This window comes from Microcoleus sp. bin48.metabat.b7b8b9.023, from assembly GCF_013299185.1.
Classification (GTDB): domain Bacteria; phylum Cyanobacteriota; class Cyanobacteriia; order Cyanobacteriales; family Microcoleaceae; genus Microcoleus.
On record NZ_JAAFKG010000062.1, the window covers coordinates 1 to 26,384 of the forward strand.

The 26,384-nt window shown below is 45.9% G+C and carries 15 protein-coding genes; 5 read left to right on the forward strand and 10 right to left on the reverse strand.

Annotated features, from left to right (window positions below; genetic code table 11):
- Nucleotides 1-324 precede the first annotated feature (324 nt).
- On the reverse strand, nucleotides 325-681 hold the full coding sequence (locus QZW82_RS26670; RefSeq protein ID WP_293155451.1) for an STAS domain-containing protein: 357 nt from the start codon (nucleotides 679-681) through the stop codon (nucleotides 325-327).
- Between the two features lie 74 nt (nucleotides 682-755).
- On the opposite strand from QZW82_RS26670, the gene QZW82_RS26675 reads away from it, so the two are divergent.
- The gene (locus QZW82_RS26675; protein ID WP_293155454.1) at nucleotides 756-935 is read left to right on the forward strand and encodes a hypothetical protein; all 180 of its coding nucleotides are present in this window, start codon (nucleotides 756-758) and stop codon (nucleotides 933-935) included.
- 138 nt (nucleotides 936-1,073) lie between these two features.
- Here QZW82_RS26675 and carA read toward each other — a convergent pair whose 3' ends face one another.
- Nucleotides 1,074-2,225, reverse strand: coding sequence for a glutamine-hydrolyzing carbamoyl-phosphate synthase small subunit (gene carA, locus QZW82_RS26680; RefSeq protein ID WP_293155456.1), 1,152 nt, complete (start codon nucleotides 2,223-2,225; stop codon nucleotides 1,074-1,076).
- A gap of 135 nt (nucleotides 2,226-2,360) precedes the next feature.
- Here carA and QZW82_RS26685 point away from each other — a divergent pair, with 135 nt between their 5' ends.
- Complete coding sequence (locus QZW82_RS26685) at nucleotides 2,361-3,104, forward strand: retropepsin-like aspartic protease (RefSeq protein ID WP_293155458.1); 744 nt, start codon at nucleotides 2,361-2,363, stop codon at nucleotides 3,102-3,104.
- A 469-nt stretch (nucleotides 3,105-3,573) separates the two neighbouring features.
- On the opposite strand, the gene trpD is transcribed toward QZW82_RS26685, so the two are convergent.
- Nucleotides 3,574-4,689, reverse strand: a complete 1,116-nt coding sequence (trpD, locus tag QZW82_RS26690) for an anthranilate phosphoribosyltransferase (RefSeq protein ID WP_293155528.1) — start codon at nucleotides 4,687-4,689, stop codon at nucleotides 3,574-3,576.
- A 429-nt stretch (nucleotides 4,690-5,118) separates the two neighbouring features.
- Between trpD and QZW82_RS26695 the strand changes: the two genes are divergently transcribed.
- Entirely contained in the window at nucleotides 5,119-5,397 is a 279-nt protein-coding gene (locus tag QZW82_RS26695; protein ID WP_293155461.1) for a hypothetical protein, read from the forward strand.
- Between the two features lie 332 nt (nucleotides 5,398-5,729).
- Nucleotides 5,730-8,744: a PAS domain S-box protein gene (locus QZW82_RS26700; protein WP_293155464.1), complete on the forward strand. Its 3,015-nt coding sequence runs from the start codon at nucleotides 5,730-5,732 to the stop codon at nucleotides 8,742-8,744.
- A gap of 260 nt (nucleotides 8,745-9,004) precedes the next feature.
- Here the strand turns inward: QZW82_RS26700 and QZW82_RS26705 are convergent, their stop codons facing one another.
- The 7 genes from QZW82_RS26705 to QZW82_RS26735 all read right to left on the reverse strand — a co-directional run bounded on the left by QZW82_RS26705 (nucleotide 9,005) and on the right by QZW82_RS26735 (nucleotide 25,198).
- Complete coding sequence (locus QZW82_RS26705; protein WP_293155467.1) at nucleotides 9,005-10,774, reverse strand: adenylate/guanylate cyclase domain-containing protein; 1,770 nt, start codon at nucleotides 10,772-10,774, stop codon at nucleotides 9,005-9,007.
- Nucleotides 10,775-10,814: 40 nt separating this feature from the next.
- A complete protein-coding gene (locus tag QZW82_RS26710) occupies nucleotides 10,815-11,210 on the reverse strand; it encodes a response regulator (RefSeq protein WP_293155470.1) in 396 nt (131 codons plus the stop codon).
- 125 nt (nucleotides 11,211-11,335) lie between these two features.
- On the reverse strand, nucleotides 11,336-17,413 hold the full coding sequence (locus QZW82_RS26715) for a trifunctional serine/threonine-protein kinase/ATP-binding protein/sensor histidine kinase (protein ID WP_293155472.1): 6,078 nt from the start codon (nucleotides 17,411-17,413) through the stop codon (nucleotides 11,336-11,338).
- Nucleotides 17,414-17,608: 195 nt separating this feature from the next.
- Complete coding sequence (locus QZW82_RS26720; RefSeq protein ID WP_293155474.1) at nucleotides 17,609-18,367, reverse strand: ribonuclease HII; 759 nt, start codon at nucleotides 18,365-18,367, stop codon at nucleotides 17,609-17,611.
- 2 nt (nucleotides 18,368-18,369) lie between these two features.
- Nucleotides 18,370-20,730: an Rne/Rng family ribonuclease gene (locus QZW82_RS26725; protein WP_293155476.1), complete on the reverse strand. Its 2,361-nt coding sequence runs from the start codon at nucleotides 20,728-20,730 to the stop codon at nucleotides 18,370-18,372.
- Between the two features lie 1,062 nt (nucleotides 20,731-21,792).
- Nucleotides 21,793-24,699 carry a TIGR03960 family B12-binding radical SAM protein gene (locus tag QZW82_RS26730; RefSeq protein ID WP_293155479.1) on the reverse strand — a complete coding sequence of 969 codons (2,907 nt, stop codon included), beginning with the start codon at nucleotides 24,697-24,699 and terminating at the stop codon, nucleotides 21,793-21,795.
- Between the two features lie 154 nt (nucleotides 24,700-24,853).
- The gene (locus QZW82_RS26735; RefSeq protein ID WP_293155482.1) at nucleotides 24,854-25,198 is read right to left on the reverse strand and encodes an STAS domain-containing protein; all 345 of its coding nucleotides are present in this window, start codon (nucleotides 25,196-25,198) and stop codon (nucleotides 24,854-24,856) included.
- A 382-nt stretch (nucleotides 25,199-25,580) separates the two neighbouring features.
- Here QZW82_RS26735 and QZW82_RS26740 point away from each other — a divergent pair, with 382 nt between their 5' ends.
- The gene (locus tag QZW82_RS26740) at nucleotides 25,581-25,775 is read left to right on the forward strand and encodes a hypothetical protein (RefSeq protein WP_293155487.1); all 195 of its coding nucleotides are present in this window, start codon (nucleotides 25,581-25,583) and stop codon (nucleotides 25,773-25,775) included.
- Nucleotides 25,776-26,384: the final 609 nt, after the last annotated feature.

Consider the following 26,384-nt stretch of genomic DNA (forward strand, 5'->3'; position numbering starts at 1 on the left):
TGGAGCCGAGGTATCGGGGGCATTGGAAACAGTGTCTAGACAACTGGCGATGAAGCTCGAAGATTCCAAGAGCGATCTTGGGAAGCCCGCACTGTATGCGTAGCATCAGCGTCGGGAGGATGTCACATAAAACTTCGGCAGAGCTTGGCTTTTCTACACTTACTTATTTCGTCTTGTGTTACTTGAGAAATTATAGCTTTCACAGGAGTGTGCGCTGTGAGAAACCGATATCTACAGACAAGCGAGCTGAACAATTGCAGCACAATCATAAGAATTTGCTATCCAGCATCGATCGCCGGATAGCTAATTAAACCCACTGTAGCGTCAAGCATCCTTGACGTTTTTTACCGCCTCATCAACCGAAGGCTGCAAAGACAAAAATTTCTCTAAGCGAACCAGTTTAACAGTCTGAGTTACGCGGGGATTTGAGACAATTTGCAATGTCCCTTCCATGGTTTGGGCTTTCTTGACAAGTTGCACAAGTGCGCCCAAGCCTGAACTATCCACAAAATCTATCTGAGACAAGTCCAAAATTACGTGTTTTGGGCCCTCGTCAATACATTTGCTTAGTACCTTCCGAAAAGTGGCCTCAGAAAAAGCGTCCAGCAGGCCAGTCAAGCGAAATAACTGATGGTTATTCTTGACTTCGCGAGTGCCTCTGAGGCTAACGGTCAGGGTCAATGACTCAGGAATGACACCCTCCTAGCTAGGTATGGCTTAAAGTCGAGGCTTCATTATACGAGTTTTTTGGTATTTTGTCTACAGTTTTTTGGTCATTAGTCATCGGTCATTGGGAATTGGGCATGGGTCATGGGGCATGGGGAATTGGGCGAAGCGAAGCGGAGGGATGGGGCATGGGGCATGGGGAATTGGGCGAAGCGAAGCGGAGGGATGGGGCATGGCATCAGTCATCGGTCATGTTTCGTAATGACTAATAGCGTTCGCGAGCGGGACGCTCGCACTAATGACTGCGGTTCGCGAGCGGGGACGCTCGCACTAATGACTGCGGTTCGCGAGCGGGGACCCTCGCACTCTTGACTGATGACTGATGACTATTGACTATTGACCAATGACTAAGCTGGTACTTTCTGATTGTCTCGCATTGACTGAACGAATCGATCGAACAAATAGTCAGCGTCGTGGGGGCCCGGACTGGCTTCTGGGTGGTACTGGACTGAGAACAGGGGCAAGGTTTTGTGCTTCAATCCGGCTACGGTGCGATCGTTCAAGTTGAGGTGAGTAATTTCTACTTCCGGGACTAGGGAATCAGGGTCGATCGCAAAACCGTGATTTTGGCTGGTAATTTCTATCTGCTGAGTTAAACCTGCCGGATGATTCAATCCCCGGTGCCCGAACTTCAGTTTAAAAGTTTCTGCACCCAAGGAAATGCCCAGAATCTGGTGTCCCATACAGATGCCGAACACAGGTTTGTCGGACTTCAACAAAGCTTTCGCCGTCGCGATCCCTTCCGTTACCGCCGAAGGATCTCCAGGCCCGTTGGACAGAAAAATGCCATCCGGGTTGTATTTGAGAATTGCCTCGGCTGACGTGTCGGCGGGTACAACAATTACCCGACAGCCGTAACTCGCCAAACGGCGCAGGATGTTGCGCTTGACTCCAAAGTCTAGGGCTACCACCGTCCACATTTCGCCGTTATTTGGCTTAACTGTCGGACTGAACTCCCATACCGCATCTGTGGCTTCAGACCACTCGTAAACCTCGCGGGTGGTTACTTCCTTCACCAGATTCAGCCCGGCCATGCTGGGGGCGTCTTGAACTTGCTCCAAAAGCTCGGCCTGGTCGAGAATCACCGTCGAAATGCCGCCGTTAATGGCTCCCACGGTGCGAATTTTGCGGGTCAGGGCGCGGGTATCGATGCCGTAAATACCTGGGATGTCGTACTGTTTTAGGTAGTCTTGCAGGGATTGCGAACAGCGCCAGTTGCTGGGTCGGCTGCATACGTTACGGGCGATCGCACCTCGAATTTGCGGCCGTGCAGATTCTTCATCTTCGAGATTTACCCCGGTATTGCCCAATTCTGGATAAGTAAAAGTGACAATTTGACCGCAATAGCTCGGATCGGTCAAAACTTCTTGATAGCCCGTCATTCCCGTGTTGAATACGACCTCGCCGACGACGGTGGCGTCAGCGCCAAAAGACCAGCCGCGGTAAGCAGTACCGTCAGCTAGGACTAGGAGAGCGGGTTGTGCAGTTGAAAGTGACATGGCATCCTTAATTACAGTCGTTTGGTTAATTCTTACCACTGCCTGGGATTTGATGCTAGCCGGCAATATACAGATATTATTGGAATTTGTGCCAGCCGAGGCAGAATGTGTTGGTGCCGGAGTCCAGGGTTGTCTATGCCAAAAGGCAGTTGTCGTTGTTACGATCGAGCTAAACTGTTTCATCAAATTACGATCGGTCAATCTCCCTTACCTTTATCTTCCAATTCAATGAAGTCTCTGCCGAACCCTCAAAACCTGCGAAAACCTTTACTGGCTTTTACAGCAGTTATTTCTCTGAGCAGCTCAATTTTACTTGATACCGCCGTCTACTCTTCGCGAGCGACAGCTCAAGAGAGCGAGGGATGCTTTATGCGGAACTCCAGCGGCCAAACTGTCAGCTTGAGTCGATCGGTATGCGGTTTTGCCCCTCAAGAATCAACTCCACCCACTGCACCTGCTTCACCTGCTTCACCTGCTGCGCCTGCTGCGCCTGCTTCGCCTGATACCAAGTCGGGAGTGTTTCTAGTCAAAATTAAACGCCGAGAAGCTAATATCCCAGTCATAGAAGTCACCTTTAACGGCAAACAAAAGTTTGAGATGATGGTGGATTCGGGAGCCAGTCGCACCGTCATTACACCAGCAATGGCTACCGCTTTGGGGATAGTTCCTAAAGGAACCGTGCAAGCAAAAACTCCGAACGGAGAGGCTACTTTTTCTCTCGGCAGTCTTACTTCAATTGAAGCTGGCGGTTTGGCGATTAATAATATAGTTGTACCCATCTCCCCAGCACTAGAAATTGGGCTGCTCGGTCACGATTTTTTTGGTAATAAAGATGTGACTATTAAGCAAGATGTGATTGAATTTCGCACGCGAGTGTGAAGGAAGAAGGAAGAAGAAAGAAGGAAGAAGGAAGTTCGGCAATGAGCAATGGAGAGCATCCCGTTTTTGTAGGGCGAAGCATTCGCGCTAACAATCTCTCCTATAGTCGATAACATACAGGCGCGAATGCTTCGCCCTTGCGGATATGTTTGCACAATCGGGATGCTCCCTGAGCAATGTGCGGGATTTAACGGATGTAACAGATAGAATTCTCGATTACCAAAAAGAGCAATGTGCGGGATTTGACGGATGTAATGGATAGAATTCCCGATGGTTGCATCTGGTGGGTGCATCTCATTCTGGCAAGGGCGAAGCATTTCGGCACATAATTTATGAGTGATAATCAGAGATTTACTGCCGAAATGCGAGAGCCCCTAAGAGTATATTTTCATTCATGAGATGCACCCTGCTAATATCCTTCAATACCTGTTAAATCTCACACATCGATCGCACTGCGGAACTTATTTACTCAACGCAAAAACTCCACCAACTGCTGCAACTTCAACCAAGATTCACCACTCGATAAAATCTCCTTGGCCAAAGTAACTCCTGCTGCGTGGGAACCGATCGGAATTACACCTCCCACCTGAAAAGCCAAAGACGCATTCAAAGCAACAACATCCATTTGTGCTGCTGTAGCTTTGCCTTGCAAAACATTCCGCAAAATCTCGGCGTTTTCCTCAACATTTCCGCCTTTCAATGAGCCGATCGCACTTGGCGTCAATCCTACCTGTTCCGGGTGTAAACTCGTCAGTTCAACCTGGCCGCCCGACAAAACCGCCAAATCCGTCACATCACCCAAACCCGCCTCATCCAACTTTTCTCGGCCGTGAACGACTATCGCCAACTCAGTTCCCAACTCGCCCAAAGCTTGGGCAATAGTTGATACCAGACTGGGATCGAACACCCCGATTACCTGCCCTGTAGGGCGCATAGGATTGACGAGCGGCCCTAAAAGGTTAAAAACAGTCCGCACCTTCAAAGTGCGGCGGAGCGACGCTACAGCCTTAAGTGCGGGATGCCACCCAGGCGCAAATAAAAAGGTGATTCCTACTTCGTCCACAGCGGCTTTTACCTTCGCAGGATCGGCGCCCAGGTTGACTCCGAGTGCTTCCAACACGTCAGCCGAACCGACTTTGCTAGATGCCGATCGATTTCCGTGTTTGGCGACTCGAACTTTGCCCGCAGCAGCCACAAAGGCTACAGCAGTGGAAATGTTAAATGTGGACGCACCATCGCCGCCGGTGCCGCAAGTATCAATTAATTTGAGATTCGAGATGGGAGATTGGCGATCGACAATGCTCTGGGACTCGCCCGTCAGGGACTGAGACTGCAATACCTGAGCCATTCCTGCTAATTCTGAGGCCGAGATGCCTTTGGCTTGGAGGGCTGCTAAAATGGCTCCTGAAAGCACGGGGGGTATGGCTTCTGCCAGCCATCCCTGCATTAAGTCGGCGGCTTGGGCGTGGGAGAGAGATTGTCTGTCTAACAGTTGTTGCAGCAGGGCTGGCCACAGGGGAGAGTCCGCTGTCAAAGTTGAAGCTGCGGATATATCTGCTGTTGTAAGTACGGGAGAATCAGTCATGTAGCGACGATGAATTGTTTGCTGGGTGGGCTTTTTGATGTCGGGCATGGGCCGAGTGTCGATCGGGATTTTACCAGAGTTGCTGCCGACATTTGGCGCGCCCTGACCCAAATTTTTGCCGAAATGACAGCATGGCTACAGAATTTATTCCAAGAAACTAACTCAATATGAATTTTTTGATACAACAATGCTCCCTCGGATTGTGACAATTTTAGACAAGGGCCTCATCTACTAAAGAGCGATCGACCGTCAGCTATATAATCTGCCAGCAAAAATCAATGCAGTCCTGGACGCAACTGGCACTCTTCTAGGAGTTAATTTTTAGGTACGTGTGTTCCGATTGAACCCTCTTTAAGAGCGCTCAAGCGCAACAACATACCTTTTAATGTGACATTTACGTAAGTCCTACAATGATAACTGGCAGCATTAGTGGCAACCATTCAGCTAGAGTGGCGGATTACTTGCAGCAAGTTAGCCGTAGCACCGGCTGCAAGCGGGACGCCATCGGGCGATCGTCTAAAAAATCAGCAGTTGGTACTGTACTTCCAAGCTATTCACCAAACAGTCACAGCCGAAACTGGAAAAAACAGTTTGCAGCTAATTTCAGGATGTACAATTATTCCTCATTTATTCAGGAAGCTTTTAACAGACGAGTTTGGATCGAACGATCGCAACTTTCAGCAGATTGATTGGCAAATCCGATTTTGACAGTCATTTGTAGCTCAAAATAAAATAGACCCGACTGGTTAAACTTTCGTAACTCTACTAACAACTAACGGCGCAGTAGATGAAGTCAATAAATACAGCAGTGTCCGGAGAATCTCAGACTCTAGCCGTTCTCGATTGGATCCAATACACATATTCTGTAGGGACACAACACAGCGTTGTGTCCTGATATGTGTTGCAACCAATTAAGGCTTGACAACAACGATCGCACGGCTCGGCGGTGGATTTATCGACTTGGCGATCCAGCATCTATACTACTAACAGACACTCAACAATATTGAATCTTTCACAAAAACACACCAGGGTATTCAAAAATGGCACACCAAAAATTAGCAAACAAAACGAACGACTGTAAATTAGAAAATAAAACGATAGAATGCCTGAATATAGAGGAGGCACTGCACCAAATGGAAGCAAAATATCAGAGTATGTTTGAAAATGCTGTTTCCGGCATTTTCCAAACAACCCATGACGGTCGCTACATCAGCGCTAACCCAGCTTTGGCTCGCATCTACGGATATAATTCTGCCGAAGAATTGATGGACAGTCTGACTAATATTAGCGATCAGCTTTACGTCAATCCCGATCGCCGCAATGATTTTATTTCTGCTTTGCAAGCAAAAGGCATCGTGTCAGATTTTGAGTCGCAGATTTATCGCAGAGATGGAACAGTAATTTGGATCGCGGAAAATGCCCGCGCAGTCCGCAACCCAGGCGGTCAATTGCTCTACTACGAAGGTTTTGTCGAAGATATTACCCAGCGCAAAAATGCCGAATCTAGGCTTAGAGAAAGTGAAGAGCGCCTGCGAATGGTAATTGAAGGTGTTAAAGATTATGCTATATTCATGCTAGATACTAAGGGGTATGTAGCAAGCTGGAATTCGGGAGCCAAAAGAATTTTGGGGTATGAATCTAGCGAAATAGTTGGGAAAAATTCTGAATGCTTTTATACGCCTGAAGATATTGCAATTGGCAAACCCCAAGAAAAATTAATCACAGCTAGCGAAAGAGGTAGATATCAAAGTGAAGGCTACCGGTTCCGCCAAAATGGCTCCCGATTTTGGGCGAAGATTATTGTGACTCCTTTGCGGGATGAAAGCGGAGAGTTACAGGGCTTTTCTCAAGTAATGCAGGACATTACTACGCAAAAGCAGGCTGGAGAAGAAAGAATGCAGTTGATTGCTTCTTTGCAAGCTTCAGAAAAAAAGTTTCGCACTCTGTACGAATCGACGACAGATGCGGTAATGCTGCTAGACGAAAAGAGTTTTTTAGATTGCAATCCGGCTACTTTAACTTTATTTGGATGCAGCAGTGAATCGGAGTTTTGTGGCAAGCATCCTTCGGAATTTAGCCCGCGGCTGCAACCGAACGGGCAAGATTCTATGAGTCTTTCTCTAGAGCGAATTAATACGGCTATGGAAACAGGAAATAGTCGTTTTGACTGGGTACACTGCCGTTTGGACGGTTCAGAGTTTCCGGCGGAAGTGCTGTTAACTTCTATGGATATCGGCGGCAAAATGCGGCTGCAAGCCGTGGTGCGCGATATCACTTATCGGGTGGAGGCAGAGGTTGCTCTGAAGCAGGCTAACGAGGTATTGGAATGCCGGGTTAAAGAGCGGACAAGTCAGTTGGAAGAAGCTATTAAAAGGTTGAGTTTGTCGGAGGAAAAGTTTTCTAAGGCTTTTCGATCGAGTCCAGATCCAATGACTATTACTACTTTTGCTGAGGGTCGTTTTATAGAAGCTAATGATAGTTTTTTATCGATAACTGGTTACAGTTTAGAAGAAATGACCTGCAATACAGTAGCGGGATTAAATATTTGGGTAAAGCCTCAAAACAGACTTGATTTTAGGCAATTGCTGCAAGTACAGGGTGTTGTTCGCAACGCCGAATGCGAATTTCGGGTGAAGTCGGGATCGGTGGTGGTGTGTTTGGTGTCAGCCGAATTGATTCATTTGGAGGGGGAACTCTGCGTGCTCGTGGTGATGACAGATATTACCGATCGCAAACACGCAGAAGAAGCCCTGCGGGAAAGCCAGCGCGCCTTGTCTACCCTAATGAGCAATTTGCCGGGGATGGCCTACCGCTTTCGCAACGATGCCGATCGCAGTATGGAGTTTGTCAGCGAAGGCTGCTATCAATTATCCGGCTATTCTCCCGAAGAATTTATCGGCACTCCGCAAGTTTCTCTCTCGGAATTGACTCACCCGGACGATCGCGAAATCTTCTGTAATGCCGTAGAAATTGCCCTGCGAGAAAATCGACCATATCAGTTAAACTACCGCATAACTTCTAAAAACGGCGAATTAAAATGGGTTTGGGAGCAAGGTTTGGGAGTATATTCCGACTCAGGCGAATTGCTCGCCTTGGAAGGGTTAATTACTGATATTTCCGAACAAAAACGCAGCGAGGAAGCTTTGCTGCGATCGCAAACCGAGTTAACCCAGCAAAAACTTCAGCTCGAATATACTTTACAGGAATTGCAGCAAACTCAAGCAGTATTAATTCACACCGAGAAAATGTCTACCCTCGGTCAAATGGTAGCCGGTGTTGCTCACGAAATTAACAATCCCGTTAGTAGCGTTTGCGGCAATCTCGTCCACATAGGTCACTATACCGAAGATTTGCTGAATTTGATCGAGATGTATCAGGAACACTGCCCGCAGCCGCCGGCATCAATTCAACAGAAAATTGAGGATATCGAGCTAGATTTTCTCTTAGAAGATTTGCCAAAAGCGATCTCTTCGATGCAGATTGGAGCCGATCGCATTCGGGAAATTGTGCGATCGCTCAGAAATTTCTCTCGCAAAGACGATTCTCAAATGACCAAGGTTAATCTACACGAAGGCATTGAAGGCACGCTGTTAATCCTGCAAAGCCGCCTGAGAGCCCGAGACAACTATCCCGAAATTGCCGTAATTAAAGAATATGGCAACTTGCCTTTAGTTGAGTGCTATTCCGGTAAAATCAATCAGGTGTTTATGAATTTGATCGGAAATGCGATCGACGCGATCGAGGAATACAACGCAGGGCGATCGGCTCTCGAAGCCAAAGCTAACCGCAGCAAGATTAAAATTAAGACGGAAGTCCAAAACTCCAATGCTGTAATTCGGGTTTCTGACAACGGCCCCGGTATGCCCGAAAAAGTTTGCCAGCAATTATTCGAGGCCTTTTTTACCACCAAACCCGCAGGCAAAGGCACCGGTTTGGGCCTGTCCATTTCCTACAAAGTCCTCCAAGAACACGGCGGGATGCTGACTTGCGTGTCTGCACAGGGCCAAGGAGCCGAATTTATCATCGAAATGCCGATCGAGCAAATTAGTGTGTAAGAAGCCCCGGCGATTAGAAATCGCGACTACACAAACGATGTCCGCCTCCGCGGACGAAGAGGGTATTCACCAGATGAGAAATCATCGTTTGAAATCCTTAACCCGCGGAGGCGGGTTTGGTTTGTGTAGACGCGGTTTCAACCGCCGGGTGATTGATTTGCCATGCGATGACATCCCAATGATTATATCCCAATTTAGAAATCCCGGCGATTGGAAATCGCGTCTACACTGCCAACTGTCAACTTTCAACTCTCAACTAACTACTGACACCTATCCAAATAAATTCGAGCCACCCTATCCCCCGGATTTTCCCGCAAACAATCAGCAAATAACCCCGCCGCTTCCGTAAAATTATAGATATTGTACAAAGACAAAGCCTCAGTAAACACTGGCAAAGTACCCAACTTCCCCGCTTTCACGAACGGCAAATCTGCATCAAAAACCTCATAAACAGTAACCCATTCAGACTTCCCCTTAACCTGAACCTTATCAATCACGCGAATCCCATAATCAGCAGGATTTCTCAAACCATCGACAGTCTGCTGAGTAATTAACAGCGGCACCTCGTAATTCTTCGTCAAACTTTCAATCCGAGCAGCCAAATTAACCGCATCGCCAATCACAGTACCGTCCATCCGATTGCGCCCGCCAACAGTACCCAACATCAAAGAACCAGTATTAATTCCCACCCCAATCTGAATCGGCACATCGCCCATAGAAGCGCGATGTTGATTGTATTCAGCAAGAGTATGCAGCATCGCAATTCCCGCTTTCACAGCATTGTCGGCGCCCTCGCTAAACAAAGCCATAATTGCATCGCCAATATATTTATCAATAAACCCGTGATTTTCCACAATCAGCGGTTCCATATAACTCAAATATGAATTTATAAATTTAAAATTATCTTTCGGTGTCATTTGTTCAGAGAGAGTAGTGAAATCTCGAATGTCAGAAAATAAAATCGACATTTCCAACTCTACCGCATCTCCCAATTTAACATCAACAATACTGTCATATCCCAAAAAAGATAAAAACTGATTTGGTACAAAGCGACTTGTCGCCTCAGTAATTTTTACTTCTGTATCTAGTGCCAGTTCCAGATTGCAATTAACTTGAAAAAGTTCTGTAATCAGATTTTTGCGCTCGGCTTCAGCTTTTTTGCGATCGGTAATATCTAGGATGGTATTAATAGCATAAGTAATTTTTCCCGTGCGATCGTAGATAGGAGTTGCCGAAATTTCTAAGGGAATAATTTTGTCGCCGTTGTGGACTTCTACATCGTCAGCGGCGGCATTTTCTCCTCTCAACGCCCGCACAACTGGCAAGTCTTCAGGAGGATATTCTAGATCCGTGCCTGCTCGATAAGTGTGATAAACCTCTGACAATTGTTCTGAATTTATATCCGGCACCACTCCCTTACCAAAGATCTCTTTAGCTTTCTGATTGATATAGTAAACTTTGCCCTCAGCATCCAGCACCCCCACACCAATTGGCATTGCTTCCAAAAACTGTGTCAAGCGATTTTCGTTTTCATTGAGTTGGGCAATCAGTAATGCTTGGTCAAAGTTTAACTTTGCCAACTCGCTATTCATTTGCTGGAGTTGGGCATTTTGTTCCGCCAACAGTTTGTTTTGATGGTAACTATTGACAGCTTCTTTTACCGTCAAACTCAGGTCTTCTTGCTGCCATGGCTTGGCGATATAACGATATAAATTTGCATTTTTGATAGCATTTCCTACCGCTTCAATATCTGCTTGTCCTGTGAGCATGATTTTCAGAGTTTTGGGTGAAATGATATGAACTCGCCTTAACAGCTCATCTCCATTCATTTCAGGCATAATATGGTCGGAAATAATTAACGGGACTTCATAGCCATCGTCTAGCAATTCCATGATTAATTCTAATGCTTCTTCCCCACCTTCAGCAATTTCGATAATATAATCATTGCTGATTGCCTCTTGAAGTTCTGCTTTCAGACTTCGGAGTACAGTTTTCTCATCATCAACACAGACAATTACTTGTAGAGCCATAATTGAGACCGACCGGATTTAATAGTTTTCAACAACTCGGCTATAGTTGCGCTAAACCAGATTTAATCGTTTCCAACAGTTCGGCTTCCGACCAAGGTTTAGACAAACAGCAATGGAGATTCGCTTCGTTCTTAGCTCGGTTAATCGCTGCTTCGTCAGCTTGACCAGTCAGCATAATTTTAATGACTTTGGGGAATTTTTTGTGAATCCGAATCAGCAGCTCATCTCCTTTAATTCCCGGCATTAGCCAATCAGAAATAATCAAAATAATACTTATATCTTCCTCATTAAGTTCTTCGATTAACTCTAGAGCTTCATCCGCATCTTCCGCTCCTTCATAGAGGTAATCACTACCGAATGCTCTTGACAGTTGCGTTCTCAGACTATTTAACACAATTCTCTCATCATCAACACACAAAATAACTGGCTTAGACATTATTTTTTATCCTCTATTATTAGCGATATAACTATGTTGGTAGGGTGGGAACTACGCCCCTTACCGCTACTAATAGTCTTGCAAACCAGCTTATGCTTAAGTCCTGATATTGGTACATTTCATAATTATACTCTAAGGATCGGCAGAAAAACATTAAATGTAGTTTCACCTGGAATTGATTCTACCTCAATCCTTCCTTGATGTTTTTCGACAATCTTCTTCACAATGTCCAGTCCCAATCCGCTGCCTTCTCCTGCGGGTTTAGTAGTAAAAAATGGCTCGAATATTTTTGCCTCGATCTCTTCAGGGATGCCTTTGCCACTGTCAGTAACGCTAATCTTTACCTGATCGGATTGCTCCGTCAATCCAATAGTTAATGTGCCACGATTATCCATTGCTTGCAAAGCATTGTGAACGAGATTTGTCCACACTTGATTTAGTTCATCTGGATAGCATAGTATCGGCGGTATTTCGGTATAGTTTCTGACTACCTCAACTCCTTGTTTGAGTAGATTTTGATAGAGAGTTAAGATGGTTTCGATCCCTTCAGCAATGCTGGCTGTTGTCTTATTGCCTGCCTGTTCGTAACGGGCATAGGTTTTTAAGGCAAACACAACTTTTGATGCTCGATCTGTAGCTGTATTGATAGTAGCGATGCCTCTTTTTAATTCAGATAGTTTGTAAGCGATTCCTAGGATGTGCAAACTATCCGGTTTTTGGAGTAGCAGGAGACAAGTTTCGATACGATCGTAGATCCCCATCACAACTAATATATCTGCAACAGTATCGGCATTCTCAATCTCTAATTCTTGCAGTTCGCTTCTTAAAGCTCTCTTCAATTTGCGTTCTTCTTTGGTTGATAGTGTTGATTCTTGTTGGAGAGATCGCTGAAGTAATTCTGAAAATTTTTGCCCTTCTTCTGGAGATAAAGATTGAAAAAGTGCTGGCAAATGTTCGAGAGTTTGATCCAAGAACTTAGACACATTTCCCGCTGAAGAACGAATTGCACCCAAGGGTGTGTTAACTTCGTGAGCAACTCCCGCCACAAGTTGTCCTAAAGCTGCCATTTTTTCTGATTGAATCAGTTCTTCTTGGGTGGTTTCGAGCTGTTGGAGAGTATCGCTTAGTTCTTGATTTTTCTGGTACAAAGCTGCTTCAGCCTGCTTGCGATCGCCAATTTCTCGCCACACCGTATGCAGAATTTGCCTGCCATCTACAGGAATTACAGTCAGCAATACTTCCACCCAAAAGTCTTCTCCGTCGCTGCGGCGGTGCATCCATTCAAAGCGATAGCTACCTCGCGAAAAAGCAATGGCTGTGATTTCCTGGGCTTTTTCAAAAGAGTTTCTACCGTCTGGTTGAATCTCCGGAGAAAGTTGAGCCGGCGGCAAGGAAAGAAGCTGTTTTTTGTCATTGCAACGCATCATTTTGACCGTGGCGGGGTTGCAGTCGATAAAAACATCTCCATCTAAAAGCAAAATTGCATCGGCGGATTGCTCGTAAAGTTGTCGAAAACGAGCTTCTGACTGCTGGAGTTCTTGGGTGCGTTCTTCTACTTTTGCTTCTAAATTGGCATAGAGTTGGGCATTTTCGATCGAGATGGCAGCTTGAGAAGACAATAATTGTAGAACTGCTAATCGATCGGGAGTAAATGCACCGACTGTCAAGTTGTTTTCTAGGTAAAGGATACCGATCGCCTTTCCTTGATGTTGAATAGGCAAACACAATACTGATTTTGGTTTGTGCTGATTTATGTATGGATCGTTAATATTTTTAATGGGAGATTCTGGTTGGTTGATTTCCTCGAACAAGTCGTTAAAAATGACATATTCTTGAGTCCTAAAAACATAGTTGATGATGCTTCGAGGTAACTTATTGCTAGTTTCAAGAGGAATTGACTCCAGAACTTTTATTTCTGCAACACCGCTAGTTCCGGTAGCTTCAATTACTAAATCACCTGCTTTTTGCAAAATAAAATTGCCTGTTTCTGCTCCGGCATTTTCCATCACTACTTGCATTAAAATTGACAGCAATTTGTCAAGCTGAATTTCTCCTGAAAGTGTTTGAGATGCTTTCATGATTGTCCCGAAGTCCAGGATTTCTGAAACACTGGAACTCGTGGATGAGATAGTTCCAGAGTTCATTAGCACAATTGTTTCGTCTGTATGAATGCTCTTTTTCTGGTTCAGGATTGGGGCGAGCAATTGGGGATACCGTTTTTCTAGATCCTCAACCTTTGCCTTTGCACCCCAACGCGCATAAGCGTAGTAGGCGTCGGTTAAGTAAACTGTGCCAACTTTATCTTTACCCCAAGCGAGATAGAATTTAGCCGCGAGTTCCTGGGCTAGTGCTTCTTCGTTGAGATAACCGTTTTCTTTGGCGAGGGAAATGGCGCGATCGTACAATTCGATCGCCTCTAATTTTTCCTCTAAAACTCGATGCCGTTCTGCCTCTACTAGATAAAATTTATGTAGATAATTCATCGGGGCATGATTCGCCCATTTTTGCATTTTCTCCTGATTGGCGATTACAGTTTCGAGGAATTGTTGTTGTTCCGAAATCTCTACATCTGGATACACCGCCAACTTAGAGAGAGAATCGTAGGTATAAAAAATCGGCACTAATATCGAAGCTACTCCTGCATCTAAATACTCTTCTGCTCCGGCAGAATGCTCGATCGCTTGGTGGTAGTCACAAAAAAGATAACAAAGGATTAACTTATTTAAGAAAAAATAGTAACACGCTATTCTGTAATTATTGGCAATATGAATCGGTAACATTTTAGCTTCATCACAAGCTGAACCGATTAAAAAGCAAGGATTATCCGTCCTTTCCAGTAAGTTTAATACAACTTGATGGTAAATTTGATGCAATTGAAGAATGCTATCCTGATTCATCTTGTCGATCGCATCACCGTAAGTTTCCATCTCTAGTTTCACGCTTGATAGCTCGACCGATCCACTAAAGAATAAATGGTAGCAATACCTGTGGGCAGAATAGCAAGCGTGTTCTAAATCTCCTGTCTCTAAACCGCTAAAGTAAGAAGCTAGAAAAGGTTTTAAGGTCTGTGTAATATGCTGTTTCCAATGCTTGATAAAGCAAGCTTCTACAAACATTGTCATAGATTTAAAAGGCTTAGCATCGAGTTTCTCTAGTAGATTTAGTGCCAGTTGTCCAAATTGATAGCCCGATTCTAACTCCCCCATGACTCCGCAGAGAATGAGTCCATAATTAGCATAGGCATGAGTATGAGTTGGTGCATTACCATATTTAAGGGCTAATTGAATTTGTTTAAAAGTAATGAGAGGTAACAAAACTGGAGTGACCATGTAAGCAGAAGGACAGAGTTGTAACAGCATCTGAGTTGCTGCCAGTTTTTGCGGGTCACTCATGTCAGGTAAATCAATTAAGTCATGAATCGGTTTTCCTTGTAAAGCCAATTGCGTCTTTTCAAAAGCCAAGGGAATTTCTGTCAGTTCTGGATCTTTAGGTAGATCTATCCCCAAGAGTTTGAGAATGTCTAACCCAAAATTCAAAGATTGTTTGAGTTGGTTCTGCGCTTTCAAAGCTTGAATTTTAACTTGATAAGTTTTGATTTGATCTAAGAGTGTATTTGCCTTTTCCAGGACTATTTCTGCCAATGGCTCCATTTGCTCAAAATCACCATTCAGATACATCGCCTCTGTGGCTTCTTCGTAAAGTGCTAAACTCAGGTTGTAATGATTCTGCCAACACTCAACATCCAGGAGTTCTATGCCTAAAGTTAAATATTTTTCAGCAGCCGCGTAAGCCGTGGAAGATTTAGCTTTACGTCCAGCTATTAAATTTAATTGAGCAAGCTCATCTCGTTTGATTCGATCGGTAATTAACTCCACCCCGATATTTAATTGGTTGACAATATCAAAAATCTTCTCTTCTTGTTCTGCTTCTGGCGTATTCCTCAACAACAGTTGTCCGATTTCGAGGTGGGTGGACTGTTTCTGGGATTCGGGAATTAGAGAATATGCCGCTTGCTGTACTCGATCGTGCAAAAATCTGTAGGGAACCGATAACTCCGATCCTTGAAGAATTTCAACTGATTCAGATTCCTGAAAAAATTTGTATACTTCACTGGTGGGAATAACTAATCCTTCTTGCAGTGCTAGCCACAAATCGGCTGCTGTTTCCGACTCGGATTTTTTGGAGACAATTGCTAGCGTTGCTAAGTCAAATTGATTACCTACACAAGCTGCAAGTTTTAAAGCTTGCTTAGTATTTTCAGGCAACTTCTGCAACTGAATTGCCATAAACTCGACGACATCATCAGTCCAAGAAAGCGCCCTCAATTTGGCAATGTCGCACTGCCAACCTCCCCTTGCCCCGGGGGTGAAATCAAATGATATAAATCCATCGCTGTGCAAAAATTGCAGAAATTTAGTTGCAAAAAAGGGATTGCCTTTGGTTTTGGCAAAAATCAATTCCGTCAAAGGCATTGCTCTTTCTATTGGACAAGAAAAAGTATCGGCAATTAGGCAATTTAGGGAAGTTAGGTTGAGAGGTGCTAAGGTAATTTGATTGACTTTCAGGAGTGGTGGATCGATATCCTGCTTTTCTAGAGAAGATGCTGACGAATTAGCCTCTACTTTCCTAATCTCACCCAATGTCAACATTAGCGGGTGAGCCGGAAATACTTCGTTGTCTCGATATGCTCCCATTAACAACAGATAGCGGGTATCTGTTTCGCTCATCAGCAACTGCATCAATTTCAAAGAAGCTGAGTCTGCCCACTGCAAATCATCCAAGAAAATTACTAAAGGATGTTCTTTGGTGGCGAATACTCGGATAAACTTGCCAAATAGCAAATTAAAACGATTTTGAGATGCGACTCCTTCTAGTTTGAGGACTTCTGGCTGCTTACCAATTAGGTGTTCTAATTCGGGGATGACATCAATAATAACTTGACTGTTTTCACCCAAAGCCTCTAGGATTTTTGCTCGCCATTTTTGGACTTCGGTGGCGCTTTCGGTGAGCAGTTGCTGCATGAGACTTTGGAATGCCTGCACCCACGACGAGAAGGGACTGTTGCGGTTAAATTGATCGAATTTTCCTTTGATGAAGTAACCCCGTTGGCGGACGATGGGTTTGTGAACTTCGTTGACAACGGCTGTTTTGCCAATGCCAGAAAAGCCAGCGATTAGCATGATTTCGATATTACCTTCGCTGATGCGATCGAAGGCTGCTAATAGGGCTTTAACTTCAGTTTCTCTACCGTAGAGTTTTTCGGGAATGACGAAGCGATCGCAAATATCCCGATTTGCCAATACAAACTCGCTAATAGTCCCATTTTCTTGCCATTGCTGCGAGCATTTTTCTAAGTCGTAGCGCAGCCCAGCAGCACTTTGATAGCGTGATTCTGGAGTTTTTGCCATCAGTTTTATGATGATATTATTCACCATCACTGAGATAGCTGGAACCAGATTGATTGGCTCAGTTGGCATTCTGGCAATATGACAGTGGACTAACTCCATTGGATCGTTAGAGTCAAAGGGCAATTTCCCTGTTAGTATTTGGTAAAATGTAATTCCCAACGAGTAAAAGTCGGTACGGTAGTCGATACCCCGATTCATGCGTCCCGTTTGTTCGGGGGACATATAAGCTAGGGTTCCTTCTAAGATGTTTGGATTTTGGATTTCCTGGTTTTCTCTGGGTAAAAGAGATGAAATGCTGAAGTCAATTAATTTAACTTCTTTAGTTTCCGGGTTAATGATGATATTCTGGGGCTTGATGTCTTTGTGAATAATTCGGTTGTGATATAGTCCTTCTAGGGCTTGGACGATCTGAATTGCGATCGGCAAAAATTCATTTAGCGGTAGAGGCGAACTCTGGAGGGAGGAAATGTCAGATTTACTGGATTTGATATTATCCAATTGCTCTGAATTAACAGTATACTCAGATAGGGAAATACCTCCAATATCCTCGGTAATCAGAGCAAAAGCATTCTGATAGTTTAAGAGTGCAATGGGTTTGACAATTCCCGGAAGGTCAAGATTTTTGGTGATCGTGTACTGATTGCGAAACTGTATCAGTTCGCTAAAAGTGGGATACTCACTCCATAACAGTTTGATAATTACTTTTTGGTTTGACTCAGAAACTCCTCGATAAACCTGGGTTCTAGAGCCATTATAGATTTGCTCGGTGAGGTGATAGCCGGGAATTTTTAACATATTATCAGTCATGGTGAAGAGGTTAAATCAATATTCTGTAGATGCTATCGGAGGCTGAAAATGATAAAGCGGTAAGGTGCATATTGCACATCTTACAGAGTAGAGTTTATGCGCCGAGAACAATTAATCCAAAATTCTTGGCTGTTCAAATTTTAGATGCTCTGGCTGAAATTAATTAGGTTTTTTAGTGCTATTTTAAGATTTTTGACAGGGACTAAAAGATGTCCGATGAAAGACAGACACACCGTAACGTTCTAACCCCAATCTATGTTTTTTTGTACCATATCCCTTGTTGTTTGTCAAGTCATATTCGGGATATTTGACGGCCATCCGCAGGATTAATTCGTCGCGCCAAACTTTGGCGACAATACTAGCAGCGGCAATCTGAATCGATCGCGAATCACCTTTAATCATCGTCTCTTGGTCGATCGACAAATTGGGTATTCTTTGATTGCCGTCAACCAAACACAAATCGGGCGCGACATTTAATTTCAAAATCGCCCGTTTCATTGCCAACAAAGAAGCCTGCAAAATATTCAGGCGATCGATCTCCCGCACCGAAGCTGCACCAATTTGACAGTCAACCGCCACAGCCCTGATTTTGACTGCTAACCGACTCCGGGCTGCGGCACTCAACTGTTTGCTGTCGCGCACCCCGCAACTTACTAATTCTTCGAGAACTTCGTCGGGCAAAATGCAGGCGGCTGCCACCACTGGCCCGAACAAAGCTCCTCTTCCTACTTCATCTACACCTGCAATTATCCGAGGGAAAGAGGGGGAGGGGGAGAGGGGGAGAGGGGGAGAGGGAGAGGGGGAGATTGGGAGATGGAAAGATGGGAAGAGAGTAAAAATTTCTACTTCTTCTTTGTTCCTTTTTCTTTGTTCCTTCTTCCTTCTTCCCTCTTCCTTCTTCTTTGTTCCTTCTTCCTTCTTCCCTCTTCCTTCTTCCTTCATAATCACTCATCCAAAACAGCAGAGGAGCGACGGCGGCGGCGCCTGTTGATCGCAGGCTCCTCGGGTTCGCTCGATTCGATCGGCTCGTGGGATTCGATCGGCTCGTGGGATTCGATCGGCTCGTGGGATTCGATCGGCTCGTGGGATTCGATCGGCTCATAGGATTCGATCGGCTCATAGGATTCGATCGACTCATATAGCTTATTCGGCTGATTCGAGAAAGCCATCACATCGTCGGCTTCCTCCATCGGCTCAAAATCATCGATTTCGTCGATCGAACTTGCGCCGTAAATTTCAGCCTCATCATCAGCATCATCGTCATCGTCATCCTCAGCAAATACCGGCTCAACAACCGACATTTCTGAATAATAATTTTGTTCCTCAACATTCTGTGCTGGCGCAGGCGCTTCAAATTCAAATTCGAGCTGCTCAAAAGGCGGCTTATTCGGCCCAGCTCCGGGGAGTGTCACCGAAACGATCGCATTTTTAGGATTTTTGACGCTGCGATCCGTTAGCACCAAAGGAGAAACCCCCATCAGAGCATAAACATCCTGCTCCTCTGGCGTCATTTCCACCGAAATCACCTCCGGAGGCTCCACCATCGGCTTCAGCAGCTCAGACTTAGTTGGCCGCACGCGATCGAATTCCTCGCGCCTGCCAACAGTTGACATATTCACCAGCCCGAAGCCCTCGGAAGCTGCGCGGATGCCGGGGGGTGCCAGATACTCGGAGCGTGTCTCCGCGACGGGCGCACTCGAAGTATTCGGCAGCCGCAACTTGCTACGCACCGGTTCCTCCTCTGGTGTGACAGCAAAAGGCTCTTCACCAATCCGGCGGCGGCGGCGCCGTCTGGTTCCGTTGCCCAAATCCTGATAGCTGGGATGGTTGAGCAAGTCCAAAGCCGAGGCGTTGCCGCCGGTCTCAACAAAATCCAAACTTTCGCTCTGAGGTTCCCAAGCAGCCCGAGCGAGTTCGGGGGAACGTTCTTCTCGCACTGGTGCAGCAGTTGCAGCAGCTACAGGCGCCAAGCTGCGGCGTTCCAATCCTTCTGGCAAATTCAACATCAGTCGGTTGGAGGAAGTCACAGTGCGATCGGCTGCTTCCCGCACCGCTGCGCCGAAGTCCTCTTCGCCCGGGAGTTGTACCAGATGACCCAACCCACTGCAAGTAGGGCAACTGTGGCCGAATAACTCGTAAATATTTTGACCTTGGCGTTTGCGGGTGAGTTCTACCAGTCCCAATTCCGACAGTTGAGCGATTTGGGGTCGAGATTTGTCAGCTTTGAGAGCTTTATTGAAATGTTCCAGCACCTGCAACTGATCGCGGCGGGATTCCATGTCAATAAAGTCAACAATAATCACCCCGGCAATATTCCGCAGTCGCAACTGTCTGGCAATTTCCGTTGCTGCTTCGCAATTTGTCCAGAGTACAGTTTCGCGAGCTGTTGCCGATCGAGTAAACGAGCCAGAGTTAACATCAATTACCGTCAGCGCTTCCGTCGGCTCAATAATCACATAACCGCCAGAAGGTAAATCTACCCTCGGTCTGAGAGCTTCTCGAATCGCAGCGTTGACGCGGAAAAATTCTAGAATCGAGGCGCGCTCTCGGTGGTGGTCGATCAAAACTCCCGCAGGAAGTTTACCGCCGTTCCAGCTCATCAACTGCTGCTTCACCCGCTTAATCCCATTTTGCGAGTCCACCACAATCCGGTTCACGTCACCGCTGAACATATCTCGCAGCACCCGCTGGATAAAATCGTCATCGCGGTTGAGCAATGCCGGCGCGCGCGTCGAACCACCTTCAAGTTGAACAGCTTCCCACTGCTTTTGCAGCACTTCCAAATCTTCCATGATGGCTTCTTCAGTCATGCCTTCGGCTTCGGTTCTTACCAGCAGCCCCATCCCGGCCGGTTTCACCAAAATAGCCAGGGCTCGGAGGCGGTTGCGCTCGGCTTCCGACTTGATGCGCCGTGAAAGATTGACTCCCCTGCCGTAGGGCATCAGTACCAAATATCGCCCGGGTAAGGTAATGTTGCCTGTCAGCCGCGGGCCTTTGCTGCCCGTCGGTTCTTTCATCACCTGTACCAGCACTTTTTGCTGGGGGGTCAAGAGTTCTGTAATTGCTCCTGCCGATCTTTTGAGCCGCAGCGGGCCGAGGTCTGTGACGTGCATGAACCCGTTGCGTTCTGGATCGCCAATATTGACGAAAGCCGCATCTATCCCAGGGAGTACATTTTCGACAATTCCCAAGTAAATGTCACTGACTTGGTGGCTGCCTGTGGCTACCACGAGTTCTTGGATTTGATCTTCTGAAAAAACGGCAGCAATACGATGCTGCTCTGCTATAACTATCTGCTTTGTCATTCAATTTCCTCAAAAAACTGTCAGTAAGTTAGAGACACTAACGCCCTCTGAGTGCCTCTGACTTTAACTGTAATTAGTAGTAGTAGTAGTAGTAGCTTGAAGAGTTATTAGCTGTGAGTTGGTGGAGGGTGGAAGGCAATTTAACTGTTCACTGTTCACTGTTCACTGTTCACTGTTACAGATAAAAAAGTAGTTAAACCCGCCCGATCGAGAGTTATGAGTTATGCTCGACAGATAAATCTGAGAGATAGAAATAAGGAGGTTTTTATCGAGTTAGCAATATTGAGTTTTAAGTTGAGAATTGCTTTCCTCAATACTTCAAAATTCAACATTTGCAACTCTTCCTTTGAACTCAGGGAATAAATTCAGCGACACTCTCACCAATTTCTTAACACACAACTGAACACACAACTTAACACTACGAACTGATAACTCTGCTTGCGTGGTTGAGGGCTGGTTTTGAGGGAAAGTTAAGTAGGAGTTAAATCGCCTAGACTTTTGTTGAATTCTTGCGCGATCGCACTCAACAGATTCTACTCTTGGCATTCGACTGGAACTTCCGCCCCTGCCAACCCTAAAACCTGGTCAGTCGATTTTAGATTTGAGATTTTAGATTTGAGATTTACAAGCGCAGATGAATCTGGGAGCTTGAACCTTGGTCTAAAATTTGGGGTTCTCCACGAATTAAGTCCGGGCTTGTATCCGTTTTCGATCGAGGTCAAAAACATCTATTGTTGAATACCCGCTCTGCGGCTTGAACCATGAGATTTTTGAGTAAGCCGACGATCGACAACCACTCGATCGATCGAAATTAATCCATCAATTTGGTTCAGGCCCTGCTCCTGCGGGTTTAGCGCTAGATTTAGCCCGTGAATCTACAAAAAGGCTTGAAGTCTTGAACAGAAGCAATTTGCACCCAGCCCGCGTTGCTGGTTGACTTTTAGCGACGAGCGACAAAAGCGCTCAAGCCGCTGCGGCTTCCATAACAAGCAATTATAGCGTAAAACGATACATCCCGATAGGGAACCCCGGGTGAAATATTCCACTCTTAGCTTCCCTATCTTAACAATAACTCAGGATTAGCTGACTGCGTTGAACCTGCACAAGCTGAATTTGTTGCTCGCTTACTTGTTCGAGCATAAAAACCAGATGTTCTGGCTTGAGCAAGTTGCCGTCGCTGCGACAACTGCCGGTATAGCGCAAGACGGCTGTACCTTCGGATTTACCGGAGGTGCTGTTTTCTGGTTTCTGCTCAACAAGTTCGAGTTTGTGCAGCCGATCGCGCAAATTGACATCCCGCGTCTTTCCCGACTTAGTAGTGTGCACCCGCCAAAAAGCCTCTGTTTCGGCGATCGCCTGCACCCAAGCTTCCCAATTGGCAGTATCTGCGACGGAGACAGCAGTAGAATCATCCCGGTCAGATTCGCCATTTTCGGTCAACAGGCCTGTTGCAGCCACAGTAATGACGTACTCCGCAGCTTCTAACAACTGACTGGCAGAAGGAGCTTTGAGGTCGATCGGCTCAACTTTGTAAATCGGAATATTTTCCGGCAGAGTTGCCACCAATTTTTCCCGAAAAATCTCAAGATCGATCGCCTCAGTGAGTTCAAAATCAGCAATTTCCCCAGTGCTGGTAACGCCCAGAGGCAGAGCATTTGCGACAGAAATCCGAGGATTTGGGTGGAAGCCGCCAGTAAACGAAATCGGTAAATCAGCCCTACGGACAACTCGATCGAACAATCGCAGCAAATCCAAATGACCAACCAAAGCCATATCGCCCACCTTCCCAAACCAAACCCGAAAACGCTGTTTCCGTTCTGTATTCGGCACGAATTCCCCAGCAAACTCCGGAATTGGCAGGGCATCCACAACCACATTGTGTCCGAAATCTGTGCCGCAAACCCCGCACCGCGAACACCCTTCAAAGGAACAGTCAGGAACCGTCGCTGCTTCTAAAGCCTTTTGCAAGTCAATTTTCAGCCAGTTTTTGTCGATCCCCGTGTCTAGGTGATCCCAAGGTAAAGGTCGATCGAGAAAGAGGGGGAGAGTGTGGGAGGGGGAGAGTGGGGGATTGGGGGATTGGGAGATTGGGGGATTGGGAGATTGGGAGATTGGGAGAGTGGCGGAGTTTGTACTTCTTCCTTCTTCCTTCTTCCTTCTTCCGACTTCCATCGGACTGACATCCGTTACATCCGTTACAGAATTCGTTGCCGAACTTCCTTCTTCATTCTTCATTCTATCCGTTACATCTTGTACAGTGCTCGTTGCCGAACTTCCTTCTTCCTTCTCAAACAGATTCCATTCGCCACTTTCGACTTGGCGGTATTTCCAGGTAAGTCCCGATTCATCGATCGCCCTTGTCCAAGCCTTGTATGCTTGATCTAAGCTTTCCCACCAAGCATCCATACCAGCGCCAAGTTCCCAAGCACGGCGGACTACAGCGCCCAAACGCCTATCGCCCCTACCTACAAAATCCTCCATTGCCGAAATCCGCACATCGGTATAATTCACCTTGATATTTCTCATCGCTTTGAATTCACCCTTCAGCAATTTTTGCTTCCGTGAAAACTCGGCAGTAGAAACCGAATGCCACTGAAAAGGAGTGTGAGGCTTGGGGGTAAAATTAGAAATTGTCAAGTTAAAATTTAGCGGCCGCCGGCCATTAAGCCTGCATTCCCTTTGCAGCCAGCGGACTGTTTCGGCGATTCCCAGAACATCAAAATCGGTTTCTCCCGGCAAACCGATCATAAAATACAGCTTGATTTTATCCCAACCGCGATCGACCGCAGTTTTGACACCCCGCAACAATTCTTCATTCGTCAAACCTTTGTTAACGATGTCGCGCATCCGCTGCGTGCCGGCTTCCGGGGCAAAAGTCAAACCGCTTTGCCGCGTGCCGCCGAGAATGTCGGCAATATTATCGTCAAATCTGTCAACCCGCTGACTGGGTAAAGACAGAGAGATATTTTTGTCTTTGAGGCGGTTTTTGATTTCCATCCCCACAGCCGGGAGTGCCAGATAGTCGGAACAACTCAGGGAAAGCAGGGAAAACTCACTGTGCCCGGTGGCTTTCATTCCTTCTTCTATCGCCTCTACGACTTGCTGCGGTTCCACATCGCGGGCGGGGCGAGTCAGCATTCCCGGCTGACAGAAGCGACAGCCGCGGGTGCATCCCCGGCGAATTTCGACTGTCAGTCTGTCGTGTACTGTTTCAACGTAGGGTACTAGCCCGATCGAATAAGCTGGTATGGGAGTTGCTACGCGGCGCAGAATTTTTTCTGGGACTTGCGGGCGGTTGGGATGAACAGAACCATCTGCCGCCATATCGTAGAATTGGGGGACATAAACGCCGGGAATTTGCGCTAAATCCAACAACAAAGCTTCTCGGCTCAAATTATTAGTTTTGCCATCGGCCAAAATCAAGCCAATTTCTGGCAGCAATTCTTCTCCATCTCCCAAAGCGATGAAGTCAAAAAAGTCAGCGTAGGGTTCGGGATTGGAGGTTGCGGTTTGTCCGCCAGCAAAAATTAGCGGCAAATCGCCACCATTTTGGGCATTTGTCGCTCTTTCTTTCCAAGTTAGGGGAATGCCGGCTAAATCCAGCATTTCCAGAATGTTTGTTGCTCCGAGTTCGTAGCTGAGGCTGAAGCCGAGAATATCAAATTCTGTGAGCGATCGCCTGGATTCTACAGCAAACAGGGGAGTTTTGGTCGATCGCAGTTTTGCTGCTAAGTCTGGTGCCGGCAAATAAGCTCGATCGCACAACTGTCTCGGCCCAGCATTCAAAATATTGTAAAGGATGATGTGTCCCAGATTGGAAGCACCAACTTCATACACTTCTGGATATGTGAGCACCCAGCGTACAGACGCCCCATCCCAAGGCTTGCGGACAGCCCCCAACTCGTTTCCTAGATAACGAGCAGGCTGATTGATTTCTGCTGTAAGTAATTCTTCGACTTTTACTGCCACGGCTCGACTCGCTAAATACTTGCGACTCTTAAGCAGCCTACCTTAAAATCTGCCAATACGCCAACGGCAGTCCTATCTCTTTGGAGGCCTTTAACTGAAGTTGCTGTGTTTGCTTACTTGTTTTCACCGGTGAGTAGATTCTAGAAGTGCTTGTTTACACAAGACAAGAGTTTGCTGCTTCAAAGCTTTCGACATTTTCAAATATCTCAAAAACTCGATCGAGTTGGCTGAGTTCCAGAATCATTCTAATTCCGGCGGTAACTGAACACAGACTAAACCTGCGTCCCATTTTTTTCGCCTGCTTGAGGCCGGAAATCAATGCCATCAAACCCGCGCTGTCAATAAATGTTACTGCGCCAACATCTACGAGTACCGCTACTACTCCAGGGGCTGAAATTGTTGTGGTTAGTTGCTCTGTGAATTCTCCGGCTGTGGCTGCATTTAGGTGGTCTAGGGGTCGAATCACCGTAATTGGTTTATGGACAAGAAGTGTCTGCATATATCAAACCTATGGTTGCTACGTATTTTCAACTACCGTACTGGACGGACGTAAGCCTAAACCTACTTGACACCTACGAGCGTAACCCTACCTGAGGAAAACCGACCGGTAGTTTTGAGTGGTTTACTGAATCTTTATTTATTTAGTCTTTTTTATAAAAGTTTATGCAAGATTTACGGAGTAAAGGTAAGCTACTATACTATTTTTTATTTGTGCGACGAGGTTTAGTGTTGGCAATCGTAAAGATTGCGATCGACCTTACCCTAGCTGTTAGGTTAAACCGAGCAATGTAATTGAAATCACTGGTTAGTTCTGATTTGGATCACTCACTCCATCGACTGTTAAGATGACAATAAAACTGTACGGAGTTCTCCGATATACTATGCAAGCAACTCATGCTATTCGTCAACTTGTAGAAAAAGCCCTCTACATTAAGCAGTTGACGCCTGACATTGAAAACGAAATCAACAACGAGCTGACCCGTTTGGGCTACATCTCGGATATTGATTATGAGGCTTTAGAGTTATTAATGGATGAAATGGATGCTGGCCGGGTGCAATTGGTATCTAGTAGATAGTTGGAACCGGAGAGCGCGGAAAAATCACAGATTGAAAAAAAATCCTTGCACGGTGGGAAAGACGGGAGTCTCAGAAGCATTTACCCCGGCACGGTACTTTTAAAAGCTCGCACCCAGTTGATGAGCTTGACATTTGAGGCGATGGTTTGTTAACCTCACTATCAAAAAAATACTTTGACTTAAATTAAATATCTAACTTTTGGGGCTTGACAAATGAGCTGTAATAGTAATTTATGATTGATTGCTGTTACCTGGGCGGAGACAGAAATCTGGTTTGGCACGACTATCATTAAATTGCTTCGATCGTTCGGACTTCACTCCTCCTCCAGCGAGAGACGACTCATATCATCTGCGGTGCATTACCCTAAAAAAATGGTTTGTAGTGCGGACTTCAGTCCGCAAAAAGCCGCGGACTGAAGTCCGCACTACGAACCTTACTTATTGGGGTTAATCGATCGGATACCATATAAATTACGTCAGTTCGCCAGTTGTGTAAAGTATTGTAAAAAGTATAGGGAATTTGCATAAAAAAGAACAAGTGGCGCCGATAGCTCAAATAGAGAAGCTCGCGTCTTAGTGGCGAGAGAGTCTGTCAACTTGTATCTCAAC

Coding starts and splice junctions, on each gene's coding strand:
- carA (WP_293155456.1), bottom strand. CDS start 2,225: ATGTCACTTTCAACTGCACAACCCGCTCTCCTAGTCCTAGCTGACGGT.
- QZW82_RS26685 (WP_293155458.1), top strand. CDS start 2,361: ATGCCAAAAGGCAGTTGTCGTTGTTACGATCGAGCTAAACTGTTTCAT.
- trpD (WP_293155528.1), bottom strand. CDS start 4,689: ATGACTGATTCTCCCGTACTTACAACAGCAGATATATCCGCAGCTTCA.
- QZW82_RS26700 (WP_293155464.1), top strand. CDS start 5,730: ATGGCACACCAAAAATTAGCAAACAAAACGAACGACTGTAAATTAGAA.
- QZW82_RS26705 (WP_293155467.1), bottom strand. CDS start 10,774: ATGGCTCTACAAGTAATTGTCTGTGTTGATGATGAGAAAACTGTACTC.
- QZW82_RS26710 (WP_293155470.1), bottom strand. CDS start 11,210: ATGTCTAAGCCAGTTATTTTGTGTGTTGATGATGAGAGAATTGTGTTA.
- QZW82_RS26715 (WP_293155472.1), bottom strand. CDS start 17,413: ATGTTAAAAATTCCCGGCTATCACCTCACCGAGCAAATCTATAATGGC.
- QZW82_RS26720 (WP_293155474.1), bottom strand. CDS start 18,367: ATGAAGGAAGAAGGAAGAGGGAAGAAGGAAGAAGGAACAAAGAAGAAG.
- QZW82_RS26725 (WP_293155476.1), bottom strand. CDS start 20,730: ATGACAAAGCAGATAGTTATAGCAGAGCAGCATCGTATTGCTGCCGTT.
- QZW82_RS26735 (WP_293155482.1), bottom strand. CDS start 25,198: ATGCAGACACTTCTTGTCCATAAACCAATTACGGTGATTCGACCCCTA.
- QZW82_RS26740 (WP_293155487.1), top strand. CDS start 25,581: ATGCAAGCAACTCATGCTATTCGTCAACTTGTAGAAAAAGCCCTCTAC.